Here is a 19,931-nt window from a genome sequence, read left to right on the forward strand (position 1 = left end):
CGAGGACTTTATGGCCCGTTTCGAACTGCAAAAACTCTACATCGATGGCGGTTACTCCGACGCCAGCAGCGACGCCACTTTCGAAGCCATCAACCCGGCTAACGGTGAAGTCCTCGCAACCGTACAACGTGCGACCAAGGAAGACGTTGAGCGCGCTGTGGTCAGTGCCGAAAAGGGCCAGAAAATCTGGGCTGCGATGACTGCCATGGAGCGTTCGCGCATCCTGCGTCGTGCCGTCGACATCCTGCGCGAGCGCAACGATGAACTGGCCGCCCTGGAAACCCTGGACACCGGCAAGGCGTACTCCGAAACCCGTTACGTCGACATCGTTACCGGCGCTGACGTGCTGGAGTACTACGCAGGCCTGGTGCCGGCCATCGAAGGCGAACAGATTCCGCTGCGCACCACGTCGTTCGTCTACACCCGTCGCGAGCCGCTGGGCGTCGTGGCCGGTATCGGCGCGTGGAACTACCCGATCCAGATCGCTTTGTGGAAATCCGCACCGGCCCTGGCAGCCGGTAACGCAATGATCTTCAAGCCAAGCGAAGTCACCTCCCTGACCACGCTGAAACTGGCCGAGATCTACACCGAAGCAGGCCTGCCAGCCGGCGTGTTCAACGTACTGACCGGCAGCGGCCGTGAAGTCGGCACCTGGCTGACCGAGCACCCACGCATCGAAAAAATTTCCTTCACCGGCGGCACCGACACCGGCAAGAAGGTCATGGCCAGTGCTTCTGCCTCGTCGCTGAAAGACGTGACCATGGAACTGGGCGGCAAATCCCCGCTGATCATCTTCGACGACGCCGACCTCGATCGCGCCGCCGACACCGCGATGATGGCCAACTTCTACAGCTCCGGTCAGGTCTGCACCAACGGCACTCGCGTGTTCGTACCGAGCCACCTGAAAGCTGCGTTCGAAGCCAAGATCGTTGAGCGCGTTGCCCGCATTCGCGTCGGCAACCCGGAAGACGAAAACACCAACTTCGGCCCGCTGGTCAGCTTCGCCCACATGGAAAGCGTGCTGGGTTACATCGCCAAAGGTAAGGAAGAAGGCGCCCGCCTGCTGTGCGGCGGCGATCGTCTGACCGACGGCGAATTCGCCAAAGGCGCGTTCGTGGCACCGACCGTGTTCACCGACTGCACCGACGAGATGACCATCGTTCGCGAAGAAATCTTCGGCCCGGTGATGAGCATTCTGGCTTACGAAACCGAAGAAGAAGTGATCCGTCGCGCCAACGACACCGAGTTCGGCCTGGCCGCTGGCGTCGTCACCAAAGACCTGAATCGCGCTCACCGTGTGATCCATCAACTGGAAGCCGGTATCTGCTGGATCAACGCCTGGGGCGAGTCCGACGCCAAGATGCCGGTCGGCGGCTACAAGCAGTCGGGTGTGGGTCGTGAGAACGGCATCAGCTCGCTGAATAACTTCACACGCATCAAATCGGTACAGGTCGAACTGGGCGATTACGCCTCGGTTTTCTAAGGCGGAATTTGCTTCGCCTGCGAGATCGCTATCGCAGGCAAGCCAGCTCCCACAGGTTTGGCGTCGTTCGCCAAATCTGCGGTGCCCCCGATCCCTGTGGGAGCGTGGCTTGCCCGCGATCGAGTGCGAAGCACTCGTCGACCTGACCACTTTCAAAGAGGGTGCATTCAATGTCCCAAGAATTCGATTACATCATCATCGGTGCCGGCTCGGCCGGTAACACCCTGGCGACCCGTCTGACTGAAGACGAAGGCGTCACCGTCCTGCTGCTCGAAGCGGGCGGCCCGGACTACCGTCTGGATTTCCGCACGCAAATGCCGGCCGCCCTGGCGTTCCCGCTGCAAGGTCGTCGCTACAACTGGGCGTATGAAACCGATCCGGAGCCACACATGGACGGTCGCCGGATGGAATGCGGTCGCGGCAAGGGCCTGGGTGGTTCTTCGCTGATCAACGGCATGTGCTACATCCGTGGTAACGCCATGGACTACGACAACTGGTCGAAACTGCCCGGTCTGGAAGACTGGACCTACCTCGACTGCCTGCCGTACTTCCGCAAGGCGGAAACCCGTGACATCGGCCCGAACGACTACCACGGTGGCGACGGTCCGGTCAGCGTGACCACGCCGAAAGCCGGTAACAACCCGCTGTTCCACGCGATGGTTGAAGCCGGCGTGCAAGCCGGTTACCCGCGTACCGTAGACCTCAACGGCTACCAGCAGGAAGGTTTCGGCCCGATGGACCGCACCGTGACGCCGAATGGCCGCCGCGCGAGTACCGCTCGCGGTTACCTGGACGTCGCCAAGAAGCGTTCGACCCTGACCATCGTTACCCACGCCCTGACCGACAAGATCCTGTTCGAAGGCAAACGTGCGGTCGGCGTGCGTTACCTGATCGGCGCCGCTGAAGAGCGCGTTGAAGTCCGTGCCCGCAAAGAAGTGCTGCTGTGCTCCGGCGCCATCGCTTCGCCGCAGATTCTGCAACGCTCCGGCGTCGGCCCGGCCGAACTGCTGAAGAAACTCGACATCCCGGTGGTCCATGACCTGCCGGGCGTTGGTGAAAACCTGCAGGATCACCTTGAGTTGTACCTGCAATACGCCTGCACCCAACCGGTCTCGCTGTACCCCTCGCTGCTGCTGCACAACCAGCCGGCCATCGGTGCCGAGTGGCTGTTCAACGGCACCGGTATCGGCGCCAGCAACCAGTTCGAAGCCGGCGGTTTCATTCGCACCCGTCCGGAATTCGATTGGCCGAACATTCAGTACCACTTCCTGCCGGTGGCGATTAACTACAACGGCAGCAACGGTGTGAAAGAGCACGGTTTCCAGGCGCACATGGGCTCCATGCGTTCGCCAAGCCGTGGTCGCATCCAGGCCAAGTCCAAGGATCCGCGCGAGTACCCGAGCATCCTGTTCAACTACATGGCCACCGAGCAGGACTGGCAGGAATTTCGCGATGGCATCCGCCTGACCCGTGAAATCATGCAGCAGCCTGCACTGGACGCCTTCCGTGGTCGTGAAATCAGCCCGGGCATCGACGTGCAAACCGATGAGCAGCTGGACAAGTTCATCCGCGAACACGCCGAAACCGCGTTCCACCCGTCCTGCTCGTGCAAGATGGGCACCGACGAAATGGCCGTGGTCGATGGCGAAGGTCGTGTGCACGGCATGCAAGCCTTGCGCGTGGTCGATGCCTCGATCATGCCGATCATCACCACCGGCAACCTGAACGCGCCAACGATCATGATGGCCGAGAAAATCGCCGACAAGATCCGCGGTCGCAAGCCATTGCCACGCAGCAAGGCCGATTACTACGTGGCCGGTGATGCACCGGTGCGTGGCAAGCCGTTGCGGGATGTGAGCCTGACTGCTCAGTAAGGCAGTTACATCGAGGCGCGCCTATCGCGGGCAAGCCCGCTCCCACAGGTTCCGGGTTGGATTGCAAATGTGTGATCCACCCAAGGTCCCTGTGGGAGCGGGCTTGCCCGCGAAGGGGCCCGACCAGACAACACATCTCGACCTGACACATCCTGGCAATCCCTCCCTACACCGCTGCGCCCTTGATCTACCCCCCGCCCGGGCCTAATCTAGCGCCACGCAAACGTTTCATCCCCTCGCAATACCGATACATCGCAACTCCATACCAAGGAGGTTCCCGAATGTTCGATTTCCACCCCCAGCTCAAGCAGCGCTTCGCTGCCTTGCGCACGGGCGCTGAATTCTTTTCGCTGCGTTATGTGCGCGAGTCCGGCCAGTACCTGTCGGTGCGCAAGAATGTCGCCGAACCGCCGAGCCTGAGCCGCGACGAAGGCGCGATGCTGACCGTTCGGGTCAACGGCGTCGAAGCCTATGCCGCCACCAACGACCTGTCCCAATCCGGACTGCAAGCTGCGCTGGAGAAAGCTGAACAACAAGCCCGTCGACTCAAGCCTCACGCTCTTCTCGACCTGCGCGAGCAAGCCGTTTCCAGCGACCGCGCCGACTATTTCTCACCCAACTTCGACCAGCCCTTCCCGTCCCTCAGCGATTGCTACCAGTTGCTCGGCGCCGAATCCGCCGCCGTGCCCAAGGACGAGCGACTGGTGAACTGGCAGGCGAGCATCGGCATCACCAACGTCGAGCAAATCTACCTCAACAGCGCCGGTGCCGAGCTGCGTCAGGCCCAGCGCTTCGTCTACCCGAGCCTGGACGTCACCGCCTACGACGGCAACGACAGCCAGACCCGCACCCTGGGCCGCGAAAATTTCGGCCAACAAGGCGGCTTTGATGTGATCAGCCGTTGCGGCCTGATCGGTGCGGGCCCGAAAGTCGCCGATCAGGCGCTGCAATTGCTGCTGGCGCCGAACACCCCGCAAGGCCCGCGCGACTTGCTGCTGATGCCCGACCAGATGATGCTGCAGATCCACGAGTCCATCGGTCACCCGCTGGAACTCGACCGCATCCTCGGCGATGAGCGCAATTACGCCGGCACCAGTTTCGTCAAGGCAGAAGACTTTGGCAGCCTGCAATACGGCTCCGAACTGCTCAACGTCACGTTCGACCCGGACATCCCCGAGCAACTCGCCAGCTACGGCCATGACGACGACGGCAGCGCTGCCAGCAAGCAGTTCCTGATTAAAGAAGGTTTGCTGCTGCGCCCGCTCGGTGGTGCGCTGTCGCAATTCCGTGCAGGCCTCGACGGCGTCGCCAACAGCCGCGCCTGTGGTTGGAACCGTCCGCCGATCGACCGCATGGCCAACCTCAACATCGAGCCCGGCGATCAGCCGCTCGAGCAACTGATCGGCAATATCGAGCACGGCATTTTGATGAGCACCAACCGTTCGTGGTCCATCGACGATGCGCGCAACAAATTCCAGTTCGGTTGCGAATGGGGCCAGTTGATCGAAAACGGCAAACTCAAGGGTGTGGTGAAAAACCCGAACTACCGGGCGATTTCCGCACAATTCTGGAAAAGCCTCAGCGCTGTCGGCGATGCCAACACCGTCAAAGTGCTAGGCACGCCGAACTGCGGCAAGGGCGAACCGAACCAGGTGATCCGCGTCGGCCATGCGTCGCCGGCCTGTGTGTTCAGCAATGTGGATGTGTTTGGGGGAGATGCCTGATGAGTACTGCCACGAGCACTTCAAATAGCCAGGCCGAGTCATTCAAGGACCTGGTCAATTGGCTGCGCGATGCACTGCGCACGCCGGAGCAATTCACCCTTAGCTACGCCGCCGAGTCGTCGGCTTTCGTGCGTTTCAACCACGCCAAGGTCCGCCAGGCCGGGCAGGTGCAGCAAGCGAGTGTCGGGTTCAAATTGATCAACGATGGTCGCCATGCCGATCTGAATATCACGCTGTCGGGCGACCACGAAGTTGATCTTCAGCGTCTGGCCGAAGGTCTGCAGCAGTTGCGCGAAACCCTGCCACTGTTGCCTCAGGACCCGTACCTGCAGCTCAATCATAACGACTGGCAGAGCAACAACGTGCAGGAGCATCCGCTGCCGGACACCGAGCAAGTGGTCGCTGAAATCACTCAGGCTGCCGAGGGTCTGGACCTGGTCGGTTTCTATGCCGCCGGGCCGATCAGTCGCGGTTTCGCCAGTTCCTCGGGCGCGTTCGGCTGGCATCAGGCCAACAGCTTCAACTTCGATTTCAGCCTATTTCATGAAAACGGTCAGGCGGTGAAAGCCAGCTATGCCGGGCACGACTGGAACAGCGAAGGATTTGCCAGGCGCTTCCAGCAGGCCCGCGAGCAGTTGGCGTTTCTGGGTCGACCATTGCGCACGCTGGCGCCCGGCGAATACCGCGCCTATCTCGCGCCGGCAGCACTGGAAGAAATCATGGGCATGCTGAGCTGGGGCGGGTTTTCGGCCCAGGCGATTGCCAGCAAACAGAGCCCGCTGCAGAAGCTCTACGCCAGCGAAACCGGCTTCAGCCCCGACGTATGGTTGAGTGAGCAGGTCAGCGGCTCCTTGAGCCCGGCGTTTTCCGACGAAGGTTACCCCCGCGATGATCTGGGGTTGATCGCCAAAGGCATGGCCAATGCCCGACTGATCAATTCCCGCAGCGCCGCCGAATACGGCCTCACTGCCAACGGCGCGAGCAGCCATGAATACCCGACGGCGCTGGTCATGCAAGGCGGCAACCTGGAGCAGGCAGACATCCTCAAGCGCCTCGGCACCGGGCTCTACATCAGCAACCTGTGGTACCTGAACTACTCGGACCAACCGGCGGCGCGCCTGACCGGCATGACGCGATTTGCGACTTTCTGGGTCGAGAACGGCGAGATTCAGGCGCCGGTCAGCACCATGCGTTTCGATGACAGCGTCTACAGCCTGCTCGGTTCGCAGCTCGAAGCGTTGACCAAGGAGCGCGAACTGCTGTTGTCGGCCAGCACCTACAGTCAGCGGGCGACTGCTTCGGCGTTATTGCCGGGTGCGCTCGTCAGCCGACTTACGTTGACGCTCTGACACAGATCGTTCCCACGCTCTGCGTGGGAACGCCGCCCGGGACGCTCCGCGTCCCATTGCAGGCGTGACGCAGAGCGTCACAGGATGCATTCCCACGCGGAGCGTGGGAACGATCAACTCCGCCCACAAGAGGTCCCATGCCCAACCGCCCACCTCTCGACGCCGTCACCGCCCGCTGGGTACCGTGGGTTGTGGCCATTGCCTTCTTCATGCAGTCCCTCGACGGGACTATCCTCAACACCGCCCTCCCCGCCATGGCTCGGGACTTGGCCGAAGACCCGCTGCGCATGCAGGGCGTAATCATCGCCTACATGCTCACCGTCGCCTTACTGATCCCCGCCTCCGGCTGGATCGCCGATCGCTTCGGCACCAAAAAGATCTTTTTCGGCGCGATCCTCCTGTTCAGCCTCGGCTCATTGCTTTGCGCCTTGTCGAGCACCCTGAGCATGCTCATCGGCGCCCGAGTGATTCAGGGGCTCGGCGGCGCCTTGATGTTGCCGGTCGGTCGATTGGTGGTGCTGCGCGCGTATCCGCGCTCGGAGCTGGTGCGGATCATGGGGTTCATTACCATTCCAGGCCTGCTCGGCCCGCTGATCGGCCCGACCATGGGCGGCTGGATGGTGCAATACCTGACCTGGCACTGGATCTTCCTGATCAACCTGCCGGTGGGCGTCCTCGGTTGCTACGCAGTATGGAAATTCATTCCCGACCTGCGCGGCAGTGAGCGCACCCGCTTCGATAGCCTGGGCTTTTTGCTGTTCGGCGCGGCGATGGTGCTGATCACCATCGCCATGGAAGGCCTCGGCGAACTGCACCTGCCGCACTTGCGGGTGATGTTGCTGCTGTTTGGCGGCATGGCCTGTCTGGCGGCGTATTGGCTGCGGGCTGGGCACATCGACAATCCGCTGTTTGCGCCATCGCTGTTCAAGACCCGGACCTTCGCGGTGGGCATCCTCGGCAACTTGTTCGCTCGCCTCGGCAGCGGCGCATTGCCATTTCTGGTGCCGTTGTTGCTGCAAGTGGCGCTGGGTTATTCGCCGTCACAGGCCGGGATGAGCATGCTGCCCCTGGCTGCGGCCGCGATGGTCGCCAAGTCGGTGGCGCGGCCGCTGATCGAACGCTTCGGCTACCGCACCGTGCTGACCGGCAACACACTGGCGCTGGGGATCATGCTGGCAAGCATGGGCCTGGTCAGCGAGCAGACGCCGTATTGGCTGCTGCTGGCTCAGCTGGCGGTTCTGGGGGCGATCAACTCCTTGCAGTTCACCGCGATGAACACCGTCACCCTGATCGACCTCGACGACGCCAGCGCCAGCAGCGGCAACAGTTTGCTGTCGGTAGTCGCGCAATTGTCCCTGAGCCTCGGTGTGGCCTGCGCGGGCGCCCTGCTCGGTGGCTTCACGGCAGAGATCGGCAATGACGGCGTGGACACGGTTCTGGGCGCGTTCCAGCTGACGTTTGTGACGGTCGGAATCATGGCGATGCTGGCTGCAACGATCTTCTCGCAGCTTTCACCCAAGGATGGCCGACGGACGGTCAGCCGCGAGCACGATATCGAGCACTGACCCTACGACTTCTCGTCCGGAAACTTCAGGCGAATGGCCATGAGACTGATACACTGCGCGACATTTTGTTTTGCAGGCCAGTCCCGTGACCACCATCGCCACCGCTTTTAATACTTTGCCGCTGTCCGCCGCCATGCTGGCTAACCTCGACTCCCTCGGTTATGCCCAGATGACGCCGATCCAGGCGCAAAGCTTGCCGGTGATCCTCAAGGGGATGGACCTGATCGCCCAAGCCAAGACCGGCAGCGGCAAAACCGCCGCCTTCGGTATCGGTCTGTTGAACCCGATCAATCCGCGCTTCTTCGGTTGCCAGGCGCTGGTCATTTGCCCGACTCGCGAGCTGGCCGACCAGGTTGCCAAGGAAATCCGTCGCCTGGCCCGTGCCGAAGACAACATCAAGGTCCTGACCCTGTGTGGCGGCGTGTCTTTCGGCCCGCAGATCGGCTCCCTGGAGCACGGCGCGCACATCATCGTCGGCACTCCCGGGCGCATCCAGCAGCACTTGCGCAAGGGTTCGCTGGTGCTCCATGGCCTGAACACGCTGATCCTCGACGAAGCCGACCGCATGCTCGACATGGGTTTCTACGACTCCATTGAAGAAATCATCGCCCAGACCCCGGAGCGCCGCCAGACCCTGCTGTTCTCCGCCACGTATCCGGTGGGCATCAAGCAACTGGCGTCGAAATTCATGCGCACCCCTCAGATCGTGAAGGCCGAGGCGTTCCACGACGATACGCAGATCGAGCAGCGCTTCTACGAGATCTCTCCGGAAGAGCGCATGGACGCGGTGGTCAAAGTCCTCGCGCATTTCCGTCCAGCGTCCTGCGTTGCCTTCTGCTTCACCAAGCAGCAGGTTCAGGAAACCGTTGATCACCTGACCTCCAAAGGCATCTCCGCCGTCGGTCTGCAGGGTGACCTGGAACAGCGTGACCGCGATCAGGTGTTGGCGATGTTCGCCAACCGCAGTACTTCGGTACTGGTCGCCACCGATGTTGCCGCGCGCGGTCTGGACATCGATGCGCTGGACATGGTGATCAACGTCGAACTGGCCCGTGACTCGGAAATCCACATTCACCGTGTCGGCCGTACCGGTCGTGCGGGCGAGAAAGGCATCGCGATCAGCCTGGTCGCCCCGTCCGAAGCCCACCGCGCCCAGGCCATCGAGCTGCTGCAGAAGTCGCCGTTGAGCTGGGATCAGCTGAGCAACCTCAAATCCCAGGGCGGCGCACCGCTGCTGCCGGTGATGAGCACGCTGTGCATTGGTGCGGGCCGTAAAGACAAGGTACGTCCGGGCGACATTCTCGGCGCACTGACTGGCGATGCCGGCATCCCGGGTGCCCAGGTCGGCAAGATTGCGATTTTCGACTTCCAGGCTTATGTGGCCGTGGAGCGCGGGATCGCCAAGCAAGCCTTGCAGCGCCTGAACGACGGTAAAATCAAAGGCCGCTCGCTGCGCGTGCGCATCCTGTAAAACCGCCACCGCCCCCCGTAGGAGCGAGGCTTGCCCGCGAAGAACGATTACACGGTGCATCAGGTAGACCGAGTTATCGTTCTTCGCGGGCAAGCCTCGCTCCTACGGGATTTGAGTTAGCCCTTGTGAGGACACCGTTTTGCGCTCTACCGAAGTCGTGATCATTGGCGCTGGCGCCGCAGGGTTGATGTGTGCGCTGACCGCCGCCGGGCGCGGGCGCAAGGTGATGTTGCTCGATCATGCGAACAAGGCCGGCAAGAAAATCCTCATGTCAGGCGGTGGCCGCTGCAATTTCACCAACATGTACACCGAACCGGGCAATTTCCTCTCGCAGAACGAGCATTTTTGCAAATCTGCCCTGGCGCGCTACACCCAGTGGGATTTCATCGGTCTGGTGGCCAAACACGGCGTGCCGTACCACGAGAAGAAACTCGGCCAGTTGTTCTGCGATAACAAATCCAGCGACATCCTCGGCCTGCTGCTCGACGAGTGCGATCAGGTCGGCGTCAGCCTGCACCTCGACACCTCGATTCAGACCATCGAGAAGCTGGAAAGCGGTTATCTGCTGGATACCACGCTGGGCCAGATCACCTGCGAATCCCTGGTGATCGCCACGGGCGGCTTGTCGATTCCGACCCTGGGCGCCACCGGTTTCGGTTATCAAGTGGCCAAGCAGTTCGGTCACGACCTGCTACCAACCCGCGCCGGCCTCGTGCCGTTCACCATCACCGATCAGCTCAAGGAGCTTTGCACCGAGCTGTCCGGTACGTCGGTGGATTGCCTGGTGAGCTGCAACGATCAGAGTTTCCGCGAAAACATCCTGTTCACCCACCGCGGCCTCAGCGGGCCGGCGATCTTGCAGATTTCGTCGTTCTGGGAATCCGGCGACACGGTGGAAATCAACCTGATGCCGGATCACGACGTACCGAGCTGGCTGCAACAGCAGCAGGCCGAACGCCCGAATAGCGAGTTGAAAACCCTGCTCGGTGAAATCTTCACCAAGAAGATGGCCAACCTGTTGGCGGACAACTGGTTCGTCTCCAAACCGATGAAGCAGTACACCCACGCCGAGCTGGCCGACATCGCCGAAAAACTGGCGAGCTGGAAAGTCGTGCCGGCCGGCACTGAAGGCTACCGCACTGCCGAAGTGACCCTGGGCGGCGTCGACACGCGCGAAGTGTCGTCCAAGACCATGGAATCGCTGAAAAGCCCAGGGCTGTATTTCATCGGTGAAGTGCTCGATGTCACCGGGCATCTGGGTGGCTTCAATTTCCAGTGGGCATGGGCCTCCGGTTACGCCGCCGCGCAGTACGTCTGATCGACCGCGTTATCGTTCTTCGCGGGCAAGCCTCGCTCCTACGGGGCGGAGTTGCCGCAATTTTTGTGGCGACACAAAACCTGTAGGAGCGAGGCTTGCCCGCGAAGGCGTCCCGACAGGCAACACAGAGTGCGCAAGGAACAGATTTTGCTGTCAGATGTGATCGGCGCCATTGCGTCGGCGTCATTAGTGGCTCAATTTAGCGTCATTGCCTCGGAAGGCCTTCGCACTTCATGTCATCGACCACATTTCGGCAGTCTCTGCGTCGCCTCTGGGCGCTGGATAAATTCAGCTACAGCGTGCGGGTATTCATCGCCCTGACCGGCAGCATGGCGCTGTGTTGGTATCAGGATGAAATGGGGCTGCTGATCCCGTTGTTCCTGGGGATCATCGCGAGCGCCCTGGCTGAAACCGACGACAGTTGGCAGGGTCGCCTCAACGCACTGGCCGTGACGCTGGTGTGTTTTATGGTCGCCGCCCTGTCCGTCGAACTGCTCTTCCCCTACCCCGTCCTCTTTATCATCGCCTTTGCCCTGGCCAGCTTCTGCCTGACCATGCTCGGCGCGCTGGGCGAACGGTATGGCGCGATCGCTTCAGCGACGCTGATTCTATCGGTCTACACCATGATCGGCGTGGACCAACGAGGCGGCGCGGTCACTGACTTCTGGCACGAGCCGGTGCTGCTGGTGGCCGGTGCGGCCTGGTATGGCTTGCTCTCGGTGCTGTGGCAGGCAATGTTTTCCAACCAGCCGGTGCAGCAAAGCCTGGCGCGGTTGTTCCGTGAACTGGGTTATTACCTGAAACTGAAATCGTCGCTGTTCGAACCGATCCGCCAGATGGACGTGGAAGCGCGGCGCCTGGAACTGGCCCAACAGAATGGTCGGGTGGTGGCGGCCCTGAACGCCGCCAAGGAAATCATTCTGCATCGGGTCGGCGACGGTCGGCCGGGCGTGAAAGTCAGCCGTTATCTGAAGCTGTACTTCCTCGCTCAGGACATTCACGAGCGCGCCAGTTCCTCACACTACCCCTACAACGCGTTGGCCGAAGCGTTCTTCCACAGCGACGTGCTGTTCCGCTGTCAGCGCCTGCTGCGCCAGCAAGGCAAGGCTTGCCGCGCGCTGGCCGAATCGATCCAGATGCGCCAGCCATTCACCTATGACGCAAGCTTCGCCGAGGCCCTGAGCGACCTGCACGCGTCCCTCGAACACCTGCGTATCCAGAGCAATCCGGCGTGGCGCGGCCTGTTGCGTTCGTTGCGAGCGTTGGCCGCCAACCTCGGCACCCTCGACCGTTTACTCAGCGACGCCAGCAACCCCGATGCGCTCGCAGACGCCACCGACAGCAGCCTGCTCGACCGTTCGCCACGCAGCCTCAAGGATGTCTGGATACGCTTGCGCACGCAGCTGACGCCGACGTCCTTGCTGTTCCGCCATGCCCTGCGCCTGCCCCTGGCGTTGAGCATCGGCTACGCGATGGTGCATTTGATCCACCCGTCGCAAGGTTACTGGATCATCCTCACCACGCTGTTTGTCTGTCAGCCGAACTACGGCGCCACCCGCCGCAAACTCGGGCAGCGGATCATCGGCACCGCCATTGGCCTGACCGTGGCCTGGGCGCTGTTCGATCTGTTCCCCAACCCGTTGATCCAGTCGAGCTTCGCCATCGTTGCAGGGGTGGTGTTCTTTACCAACCGCACCACCCGCTACACCCTGGCGACAGCCGCGATCACGCTCATGGTGCTGTTCTGCTTCAACCAGGTGGGCGATGGTTATGGGCTGCTTCTGCCGCGACTGTTCGATACCTTGCTCGGCAGTCTGATCGCCGGGCTGGCGGTATTCCTGTTCCTGCCGGACTGGCAGGGTCGACGCCTGAACAAAGTGCTGGCCAACACCCTGACCTGCAACAGCATTTACCTGCGCCAGATCATGCAGCAATACGCCGCCGGTAAAAGCGACGACCTGGCTTATCGCCTGGCTCGACGCAACGCGCACAACGCCGATGCCGCGTTGTCGACGACGCTGGCCAACATGCTGATGGAGCCGGGCCATTTCCGTAAGGAAGCGGACGTCGGGTTCCGTTTCCTGGTGTTGTCGCACACCTTGCTCAGCTATTTGTCGGGGCTGGGGGCACACCGTGAAACCCAACTACCGTCGGACGTGCGCGAGCATTTGGTCGACGGCGCCGGCGTGAGTCTGGCCACCAGCCTCGACGAAATCGCCCAAGGCCTGGCGAGCAAACAGCCGATTGCGATTCAGAGTGATGAGGAAGAAGCGCTGGCCAATGGGCTTGAGCAGATGCCGGATGAGATCGATGAAGGGCAGCGGTTGGTGCAGACGCAACTGGCGTTGATCTGCCGGCAACTGGGGCCGTTGCGGACGTTGGCGGCGCATTTGATCAAGGATACGAGCGAGGCTTGAGACTTTTAGTGACAGGGCCGGCCCCTTCGCGAGCAAGCCTCGCTCCTACAGAATCAGTGTCGGCTACGGGATTTGTGCCAGACACCTAATCTGTAGGAGCGAGGCTTGCCCGCGAAGACGTCAGCTCAGACACCGCAGTCCTTTCAGATCACATCCCATGCTGCTTGAGCAACTTCTCATAACTCCCATCAGCCTTCATCGCCGCAATCTCACGGTCGAACCCGGCGACGATCTGTTCATGCTGGGGGTTCTTCAGGCTCACCAGAATATGCAGGCTGTTCTCGCTCAACGGCTTGGGCAAAAACTCCACGGCATTGCGTACTTTGGGTGACTCGCGGGCGAGGTAATACCGGGCGACGAACTCGTCTTCCAGGGTCAGCTTGACCCGGTCGGCCGCGACCATGCGCACAGCCATGGCAAAGTTATGCACCGGTACTTTCTGCAGCGACACATCGTCATCGAACTCGTGCGAATAGGCATAACCGCGTACCACCGCTATCGGGTAGGTATGCAGTTGTTGCAGGTTGCTGAATTCGATCGGCGCGTCTTTGCGCTTGAGAAAGCGCACGCGGTTGAGCAGGTACTCGCTGGAAAACTGCCCCAGTTTCGTGCGCTCGTCGGTGTACCAAGCGTTGACCAGCACGTCGTAACGCCCCTCGCCTACCCCAAACAAGGCTCGCGCCCATGGCACCTGTTCGAACTCACTGGCATAACCGGCCCGGGCCAGTGCGGTGCTGACGATGTCCGTGGCCAATCCGCCATTAACCAGCGTGGCGTCGGTAAAGGGAGGCCAGGCATCGGCTACCAGACGCAGCTTTTCCGCTGCCGCGCTCTGTGTCAGCAACAGCAATCCAATCAAAGCAAACGCTCGATGCAATCGCGGCATGCCAGAAAATCCTTAGCGGGCGGGCTGCCCGACGTGTTTTTCAGCCAAAACTCCAAGGCCCCTCTACCGGCGAAACCCAGGTCCTAACATTAGCTCATCGACGACATTGCACAGCGCTTCATCGCAGATTACACAAAGAAGACAATCTCGCGAGAAATGAATGATGGCATTTTGGCCTTTGTCACAGATTTCTCTGCCATCAAGACATCCCACGTCAGGACGCTTAGTATCGGAGCAACGTTGTTCAAGGAATCTGAAGATGACAATCGATTGGGTCTGCAAGCACCACAGCGATCTGGGTAAAGAGCAGCTGTATGCCCTTCTGCAGCTGCGCGCCGAAGTGTTCGTCGTCGAGCAGAAATGCGTTTATCAGGACATCGACGGGCAGGACCTGGAAGGTGACACCTGCCATTTGATGGGCTGGGACGGGGATCGTCTGGTGGCTTACCTGCGCTTGCTCGACCCGGAGTTACAGGGCGGCGACGTGGTGATTGGCCGGGTGATCATTGCTCCCGCTGCACGCGGCACCGGGCTTGGGCATGAAATGATGAGCCAGGCGTTGAAACAGGCAGAAAAGCACTGGCCTGAAGTGCCGATCTACCTCTCGGCCCAGGCGCATTTGCAGGGATATTACGGACGGTACGGGTTTGTCGTGGTGGGTGAGGAATACCTGGAAGATGACATTCCGCATATCGGGATGCGTCGTTCCTGACGGCCTCTTCGCGGGCAAGCCTCGCTCCTACAGTGATCGCGAGTGGATCACACATTTGCAATCCACCCCGGACCCGGTGGGAGCGGGCTTGCCCGCGATGGCGTCAGCACCGACGCCGCAATACTCAGGGATACTCAAGTACCGCTTTAATCTGCCGCAGATTACGCTCGATCCACCCCCGATCAATCGCCCCCCACTCGCGAATCCGATAGCGCCCCGCATGGTTGCGCGCGCCCTCTTCCTGCTCGAATTCACAAACGATATCCAGATCCGCCAATGCCGCGATGGTGTCCTGGGCTGTGCGCCGAGGCATGCCGGTGACTTCAGTCAAAGCCGGGACGCTGCTGGCCAATCCGCTATCGATCAGGTACGCCACGTACAACCGGCGGTAGAAGCTGCTTTTGGTCTTGCTCACGTCCATCCATGCGCTCCTTATCAGAAGATCAAAAGATCGCAGCCTTCGGCAGCTCCTACGCGCCTGTGGGCGCCGCCGAAGGCTGCGATCTTTTGATCTTGAGCTTCTATTGCATATCCCGCCAAGTCAGGTACACCCGTACATCGAACTCCACCTGGTGATACCCCGGCAACATGTGTTCGCACAGCTTGTAGAACGCCTTGTTGTGATCCGACTCTTTGAAATGCGCCAACTCATGCACCACGATCATTTTCAGAAACTCGGAGGGTGCGTCCTTGAACAACGATGCCACGCGAATTTCTTTCTTGGCCTTGAGCTTGCCGCCCTGTACCCGGGAGATCGCGGTATGCAGGCCGAGCGCCCGGTGGGTCAGGTCCAGACGGTTGTCGAATAACACCTTGTCAATCGCCGGGGCGTTACGCAGGTATTCCTGCTTGAGGTCCAAAGCATAGGTGTACAGCGCCTTGTCGCTCTGCACCCCGTGCTTTTGCGGATATCGCTGGCTCAGGTAGTCGCCCAGCCGACCTTCGGCGATCATCTGTCGCACCTGGTCCTGCAACGTAGCGGGATAGGCCTGGAGGTATTTCAACGCGGTCATTGGGGCGGCAACACGAGTCACGAAAAGGCCGCCAGTGTAACGAATTCAACTCGTCAGCGCGCTCCAGTCGAACGGCTCGACAAAGTGACGGGTGTCCTCGGCCATCAACGGCCGCGCGACCAGAAACCCCTGCACATACTGGCAACCGTTGGCTTGCAGCCATTCATATTGCGCCACCGTCTCCACCCCTTCAGCGATGACTAACAGACCGAACTGTTTGCACAAGTCGATGACACTGCGAGCCAGCGCCGCATCCCGTTCGGACCCCGGCAACCGGGCGATCAAATGCCGGTCGAGCTTGAGCGTGTCCAGTTCGAGGTCTCGCAGGTGCGCCAGCGAACAAGCCCCGGAACCAAAATCATCCAGCGCTACCCGTACTCCCAAATTGCGCAGCAAACGCAGCTGCTTGCGGGTCTCGTCGGGGTTAAGCATCAAGGCCTCTTCCGTGACCTCGACCTCCAGCTGCCGCGGTTTCAAACCATGGCGGTCCAGCACCTGGCGCAGCTCGGTGACCAGGTTGGGCAATCCGAATTGCGTGCTGCTCAAACTGACGCCCAGCACCAGATCTTCGGCAAACAAGGTTTCCCAGGCTTTTCGCTGTTTAGCCCCGCGATGGTAAATCCAGCTGCCCAGGCGACTGATCAACCGCGCCTCTTCCAGCAACGGCAAAAACAGCCCCGGCGGTACATCGCCGACACTCGGATGCTGCCAGCGCAGCAACGCTTCGAACCCGCGAATCTGCCCGTCGGCAATGGCTACCTGAGGCTGATACACCAGGTTGAAATCACGGTTCTCGATGGCCGTGCGCACGCTCTCTTCAAGCATCAGCCGCGAGCGCGCCCGGCCATTCATTTCGTGATCGTAGAAGCGATATTGCTGACGCCCGGCACGCTTGGCTTCGTACATGGCGATGTCGGACGCCCGCATCAACCCGTCGAGATTAGCCCCGCAATCGGGATAAGTGGCGATGCCGATACTGGCGCCCAAGGCGATGTCCATGCCTTCGATTTGCTGACAGATCGATACCCGCTCGATGAGCTTCTCGGCAATCTTTGCCGCATGCTCGGGGAGCTCAAGATCCAGCAGCGCGGTGAACTCATCGCCACCCATCCGCGCCAGAATATCGAAGGGCCGCAGACACGCCTTCAGCTGCTCGGACACCCAACGCAGCACCCGGTCGCCAGCATCGTGGCCAAGGGAATCATTGACCCGCTTGAAGCCGTCGAGGTCCAGGTACAACAGCACCCAGGTGCTGTCGGAGCGTTCACCGCGCAGCAGCAGGTTTTCAACCGTCTGATAAAAACCCCGGCGATTGAGCAGCCCGGTCAGTGGATCGGTCACCGCCTGGAACTCCAGCTGCTGATGCAGATGGCGCACCACCGACATGTCCAGCACCGTCACCACCATGGCATGTTGTTCGGTGGGCAAAGGCGCGCAGGACAATGCCACCGGCACTTGCTGGCCGGGCGCAGTACGCAGCAACGCATCGTGCAGGCGCAGGGTTTCACCGCGCTTGTAGCCGGCAAACAATTCGGAGTCGGCCCAGATCGGGATGTGCGGTTTTTGCAGGAAATCCAGAAACTCTTTGCCTTGCAGTTCGTGCACCGTGGCATTGAGCAGGCGAGACATCGCCGGGTTGGCAAAACGAATCAGCCCATCCTCGCCCACCACCAGAATGCCTTCGGCGGCGTTATCCAGCACCGAAGCATTGAAGGCACGAGCGACTTCCAGGTCATGGCTCAACTTCTGCAAGGCACGACGATTACGCTGATGCTCGAGCAGGGCCTGGACTTTGGGTTTGAGAATTTGCGGGTCGAACGGTTTGAACAGGTAATCCACCGCGCCACTGGCGTAGCCCTTGATCACTGCGTCCTGGGATTGTTCGTTGGCGGTAAGGAAAATAATCGGCGTGAGTCGGGTTCGCTGGCTACCACGCATCAAGCGCGCCACCTCGAAACCGTCCATACCCGGCATCTGCACATCCAGCAGCACCAGGTCGACGTCGTGTTCGAGCAACAGGCTGAGCGCTTCAAAGCCGGAAGCCGCGGTGAATACCTGCCAGTCCTGGCGCTGTAACAACGCGCGCATGCTGATCAGGTTCTCGGGGTAGTCATCAACAATTAAAAGGATTGAGCTGCCTTCAGCTGGCGTAGGTTGTGCGCATTCCATGCTGCATCTCTTGTTCGGGACCTCAGGCCGGTTTCTTGTGAAAACCGGACACGTAGTGCGACTTCACTCTAGACCCGGATCCGCGAAAGCAGAAGGTGCCGGTGTGCCATCACTTCAGTAAAGTTTCACATAGCCGACTAACGGTCAGTCCTACAGCCCCCGTAAACCGGGAAAGATGGCATTTCGACAGGATGTTGACGTCAACCATCTGCCAAACGGGCATTAACAAACAGCCGTTCTACGCTTATAAAGACGGCCCCGAAGTCGCGCGCTAGAGCTTCTGGCACTCGCGTGCAGAAAAAATGTGGAAGCTTGAATATGATCGATCTCGCAACCTGGAACCTCAGCGTTCCTGTCGGCAGTCCGCCGTACACCGTTGAAACAACCAAACTGGTGGACGGCTTCAAGGATCAATACTTCCACTCCGACACTGGCACCTTGTTTTTCTGGTCCCCGGTAACCGGCACCCGCACTGAAAACGCAATCTACCCTCGCACCGAACTGCGCGAAACCTACAGCAATGGCACGCTGAAAAACTGGTACTACCCCGACGCGGATAACTCCCTGCGTGCGACCCTTACGGTCAGCAAGGTACCCAGCACGGGCAAGATCGTCATTGGCCAGATCCACGCCTACCAAAGCCAGAAGCCGATGGTGAAGCTCGAATATCAATACAAGGACTCCAGCGCGACCGGAAACATCGTCGCCAAAGTCCGAATGCATCCTGACGACGACACCGCCCGGGTCATCACCCTTGCCACCGGCGTAAAACTCGATCGGGAATTCTCCTACCTCATTCACCTCAGCCCCGGCGGTGCATTGGGCATCAGTGCGGCGGGTTACCAATGGGACACCGACATCAGCGCGATGTGGCGTGATAAACCGCTGTACTTCAAGGCCGGCGCCTATGTGCAGGACAACACCGGGTACACCAGTGAAGGCGGGCAAGTGACGTTCAGCAAGCTGGATATCGATCACGATACCTAATCCCTAAAAGATCTTGAGCTCCGGAAGTTTCGAAGGAATCCACCCATTGTGGCGAGGGAGCTTGCTCCCGTTGGGCTGCGCAGCAGTCCCTCTTTTTTGGGGGCCGCTTTGCGCCCCAGCGTGAGCAAGCTCCCTCGCCACAGGTTCTTTATGTCCAACTCCATCACTTCACTGACCGGCATCTGGCCCCACTTAAACGCTCACGTTTAAAGACACTCAGCGTTACTTCATGAAGCCTACAACGGCTTGCGTCACCACCTACAGGTACGCCAGAATCCGCCGACTTGTGCGCCTTGAAGCCCACCGGTAACTTGATTCGCGTCACTGATTTCCAGTGATCGGGTTTAGTAGCCCGTGGTTTCGAGCTTGGTGCACAAGCATCTGTCAGTCAGGGATTTCGATTCCTGCGCTTGATGGTAACTGTGCGCAGGGCACCTTCGGGTGCGCCGGCTTGCTCGAAACCCCGGTCTACTAACCTGCGTACAGTTGCCTCCACTTTGATTAGTAGCCAGAGAGGGGGCACTCCAATCAGGTTTCGAGCAAATGACTAAATCAACGCCGCATCCGCCGGTCACCGACCCGGCATCCCCCTACGAATCCCCCGATTCAAAAAAATTCCACGAAGCCGCCGAGCGCGCCCTCGACCATTACCTCACCCGGCCGCCAAAATCATGGCCACCACCAACGAACCCGAGCCCATGTACTTGGCCAATCCGAAGTACAACACCGAATCCCTGCTGGCCAACGCCAGCGAAACACTGGGCTCGGCCACCACCATGCTCAACAATTTCGCGGCGCTGCTGGAGACCTCCCATCGCAAGACCCTGCTGGGCATCGCTCAGGTAGTCATGCTCGGCGAACTGGCGGTGAACCAGGCGCTGGACCACGTCGAATTGAAGGAGTAATCGGGCTCTGGTTGGAGCAACGCGAGCAAACTTGCTTCCAATAAAAAACCCGCCTCTC

Annotated in this window: 14 protein-coding genes and 1 pseudogene; 11 read left to right on the top strand and 4 right to left on the bottom strand. The window is 60.4% G+C overall.

The genetic code is table 11. The features are described 5' to 3' along the window. The first annotated feature begins 10 nt into the window (after positions 1–10). The 8 genes from betB to yccS all read left to right on the top strand — a co-directional run bounded on the left by betB (position 11) and on the right by yccS (position 13,201). Positions 11–1,483: a betaine-aldehyde dehydrogenase gene (betB, locus tag AB7M22_RS24580; protein WP_454188035.1), complete on the top strand. Its 1,473-nt coding sequence runs from the start codon at positions 11–13 to the stop codon at positions 1,481–1,483. A gap of 170 nt (positions 1,484–1,653) precedes the next feature. Next, positions 1,654–3,357 carry a choline dehydrogenase gene (betA, locus tag AB7M22_RS24585; protein WP_008010281.1) on the top strand — a complete coding sequence of 568 codons (1,704 nt, stop codon included), beginning with the start codon at positions 1,654–1,656 and terminating at the stop codon, positions 3,355–3,357. Between the two features lie 281 nt (positions 3,358–3,638). Next, positions 3,639–5,081: a TldD/PmbA family protein gene (locus AB7M22_RS24590; protein ID WP_454188036.1), complete on the top strand. Its 1,443-nt coding sequence runs from the start codon at positions 3,639–3,641 to the stop codon at positions 5,079–5,081. Further along, positions 5,081–6,430 (top strand): TldD/PmbA family protein, encoded by a 1,350-nt coding sequence (locus AB7M22_RS24595; RefSeq protein ID WP_454188037.1) that lies wholly within the window; start codon positions 5,081–5,083, stop codon positions 6,428–6,430. The genes AB7M22_RS24590 and AB7M22_RS24595 overlap by 1 nt, the downstream gene beginning before the upstream one ends. Positions 6,431–6,567: 137 nt before the next feature. Then, entirely contained in the window at positions 6,568–7,995 is a 1,428-nt protein-coding gene (gene mdtD / locus AB7M22_RS24600; protein ID WP_454188038.1) for a multidrug transporter subunit MdtD, read from the top strand. A 133-nt stretch (positions 7,996–8,128) separates the two neighbouring features. Further along, the gene (gene dbpA, locus AB7M22_RS24605) at positions 8,129–9,466 is read left to right on the top strand and encodes an ATP-dependent RNA helicase DbpA (protein ID WP_454188853.1); all 1,338 of its coding nucleotides are present in this window, start codon (positions 8,129–8,131) and stop codon (positions 9,464–9,466) included. 139 nt (positions 9,467–9,605) lie between these two features. Beyond that, positions 9,606–10,784 carry an NAD(P)/FAD-dependent oxidoreductase gene (locus tag AB7M22_RS24610; RefSeq protein WP_454188039.1) on the top strand — a complete coding sequence of 393 codons (1,179 nt, stop codon included), beginning with the start codon at positions 9,606–9,608 and terminating at the stop codon, positions 10,782–10,784. Positions 10,785–11,017: 233 nt separating this feature from the next. Beyond that, positions 11,018–13,201, top strand: coding sequence for a YccS family putative transporter (yccS, locus tag AB7M22_RS24615; RefSeq protein ID WP_008010291.1), 2,184 nt, complete (start codon positions 11,018–11,020; stop codon positions 13,199–13,201). Positions 13,202–13,349: 148 nt separating this feature from the next. On the opposite strand, the gene AB7M22_RS24620 is transcribed toward yccS, so the two are convergent. After that, on the bottom strand, positions 13,350–14,087 hold the full coding sequence (locus AB7M22_RS24620; RefSeq protein WP_454188040.1) for a substrate-binding periplasmic protein: 738 nt from the start codon (positions 14,085–14,087) through the stop codon (positions 13,350–13,352). Positions 14,088–14,346: 259 nt separating this feature from the next. Here AB7M22_RS24620 and AB7M22_RS24625 point away from each other — a divergent pair, with 259 nt between their 5' ends. Continuing rightward, positions 14,347–14,799 (top strand): GNAT family N-acetyltransferase, encoded by a 453-nt coding sequence (locus AB7M22_RS24625; RefSeq protein ID WP_454188041.1) that lies wholly within the window; start codon positions 14,347–14,349, stop codon positions 14,797–14,799. Between the two features lie 124 nt (positions 14,800–14,923). On the opposite strand, the gene AB7M22_RS24630 is transcribed toward AB7M22_RS24625, so the two are convergent. The 3 genes from AB7M22_RS24630 to AB7M22_RS24640 all read right to left on the bottom strand — a co-directional run bounded on the left by AB7M22_RS24630 (position 14,924) and on the right by AB7M22_RS24640 (position 17,981). After that, complete coding sequence (locus tag AB7M22_RS24630) at positions 14,924–15,220, bottom strand: winged helix-turn-helix domain-containing protein (protein ID WP_007894945.1); 297 nt, start codon at positions 15,218–15,220, stop codon at positions 14,924–14,926. Positions 15,221–15,320: 100 nt separating this feature from the next. Continuing rightward, positions 15,321–15,812 carry a M48 metallopeptidase family protein gene (locus AB7M22_RS24635; protein ID WP_454188854.1) on the bottom strand — a complete coding sequence of 164 codons (492 nt, stop codon included), beginning with the start codon at positions 15,810–15,812 and terminating at the stop codon, positions 15,321–15,323. Positions 15,813–15,857: 45 nt separating this feature from the next. After that, a complete protein-coding gene (locus AB7M22_RS24640; RefSeq protein ID WP_454188042.1) occupies positions 15,858–17,981 on the bottom strand; it encodes a putative bifunctional diguanylate cyclase/phosphodiesterase in 2,124 nt (707 codons plus the stop codon). Positions 17,982–18,299: 318 nt separating this feature from the next. Between AB7M22_RS24640 and AB7M22_RS24645 the strand changes: the two genes are divergently transcribed. Together AB7M22_RS24645 and AB7M22_RS24650 are read left to right on the top strand one after the other, a co-directional pair. Then, entirely contained in the window at positions 18,300–18,968 is a 669-nt protein-coding gene (locus AB7M22_RS24645) for a polysaccharide lyase family 7 protein (protein ID WP_454188043.1), read from the top strand. Between the two features lie 543 nt (positions 18,969–19,511). Continuing rightward, positions 19,512–19,873, top strand: a pseudogene (locus AB7M22_RS24650) (DUF6124 family protein). Positions 19,874–19,931: the final 58 nt, after the last annotated feature.

This window comes from Pseudomonas sp. ADAK2 TE3594 (genome assembly GCF_053628675.1).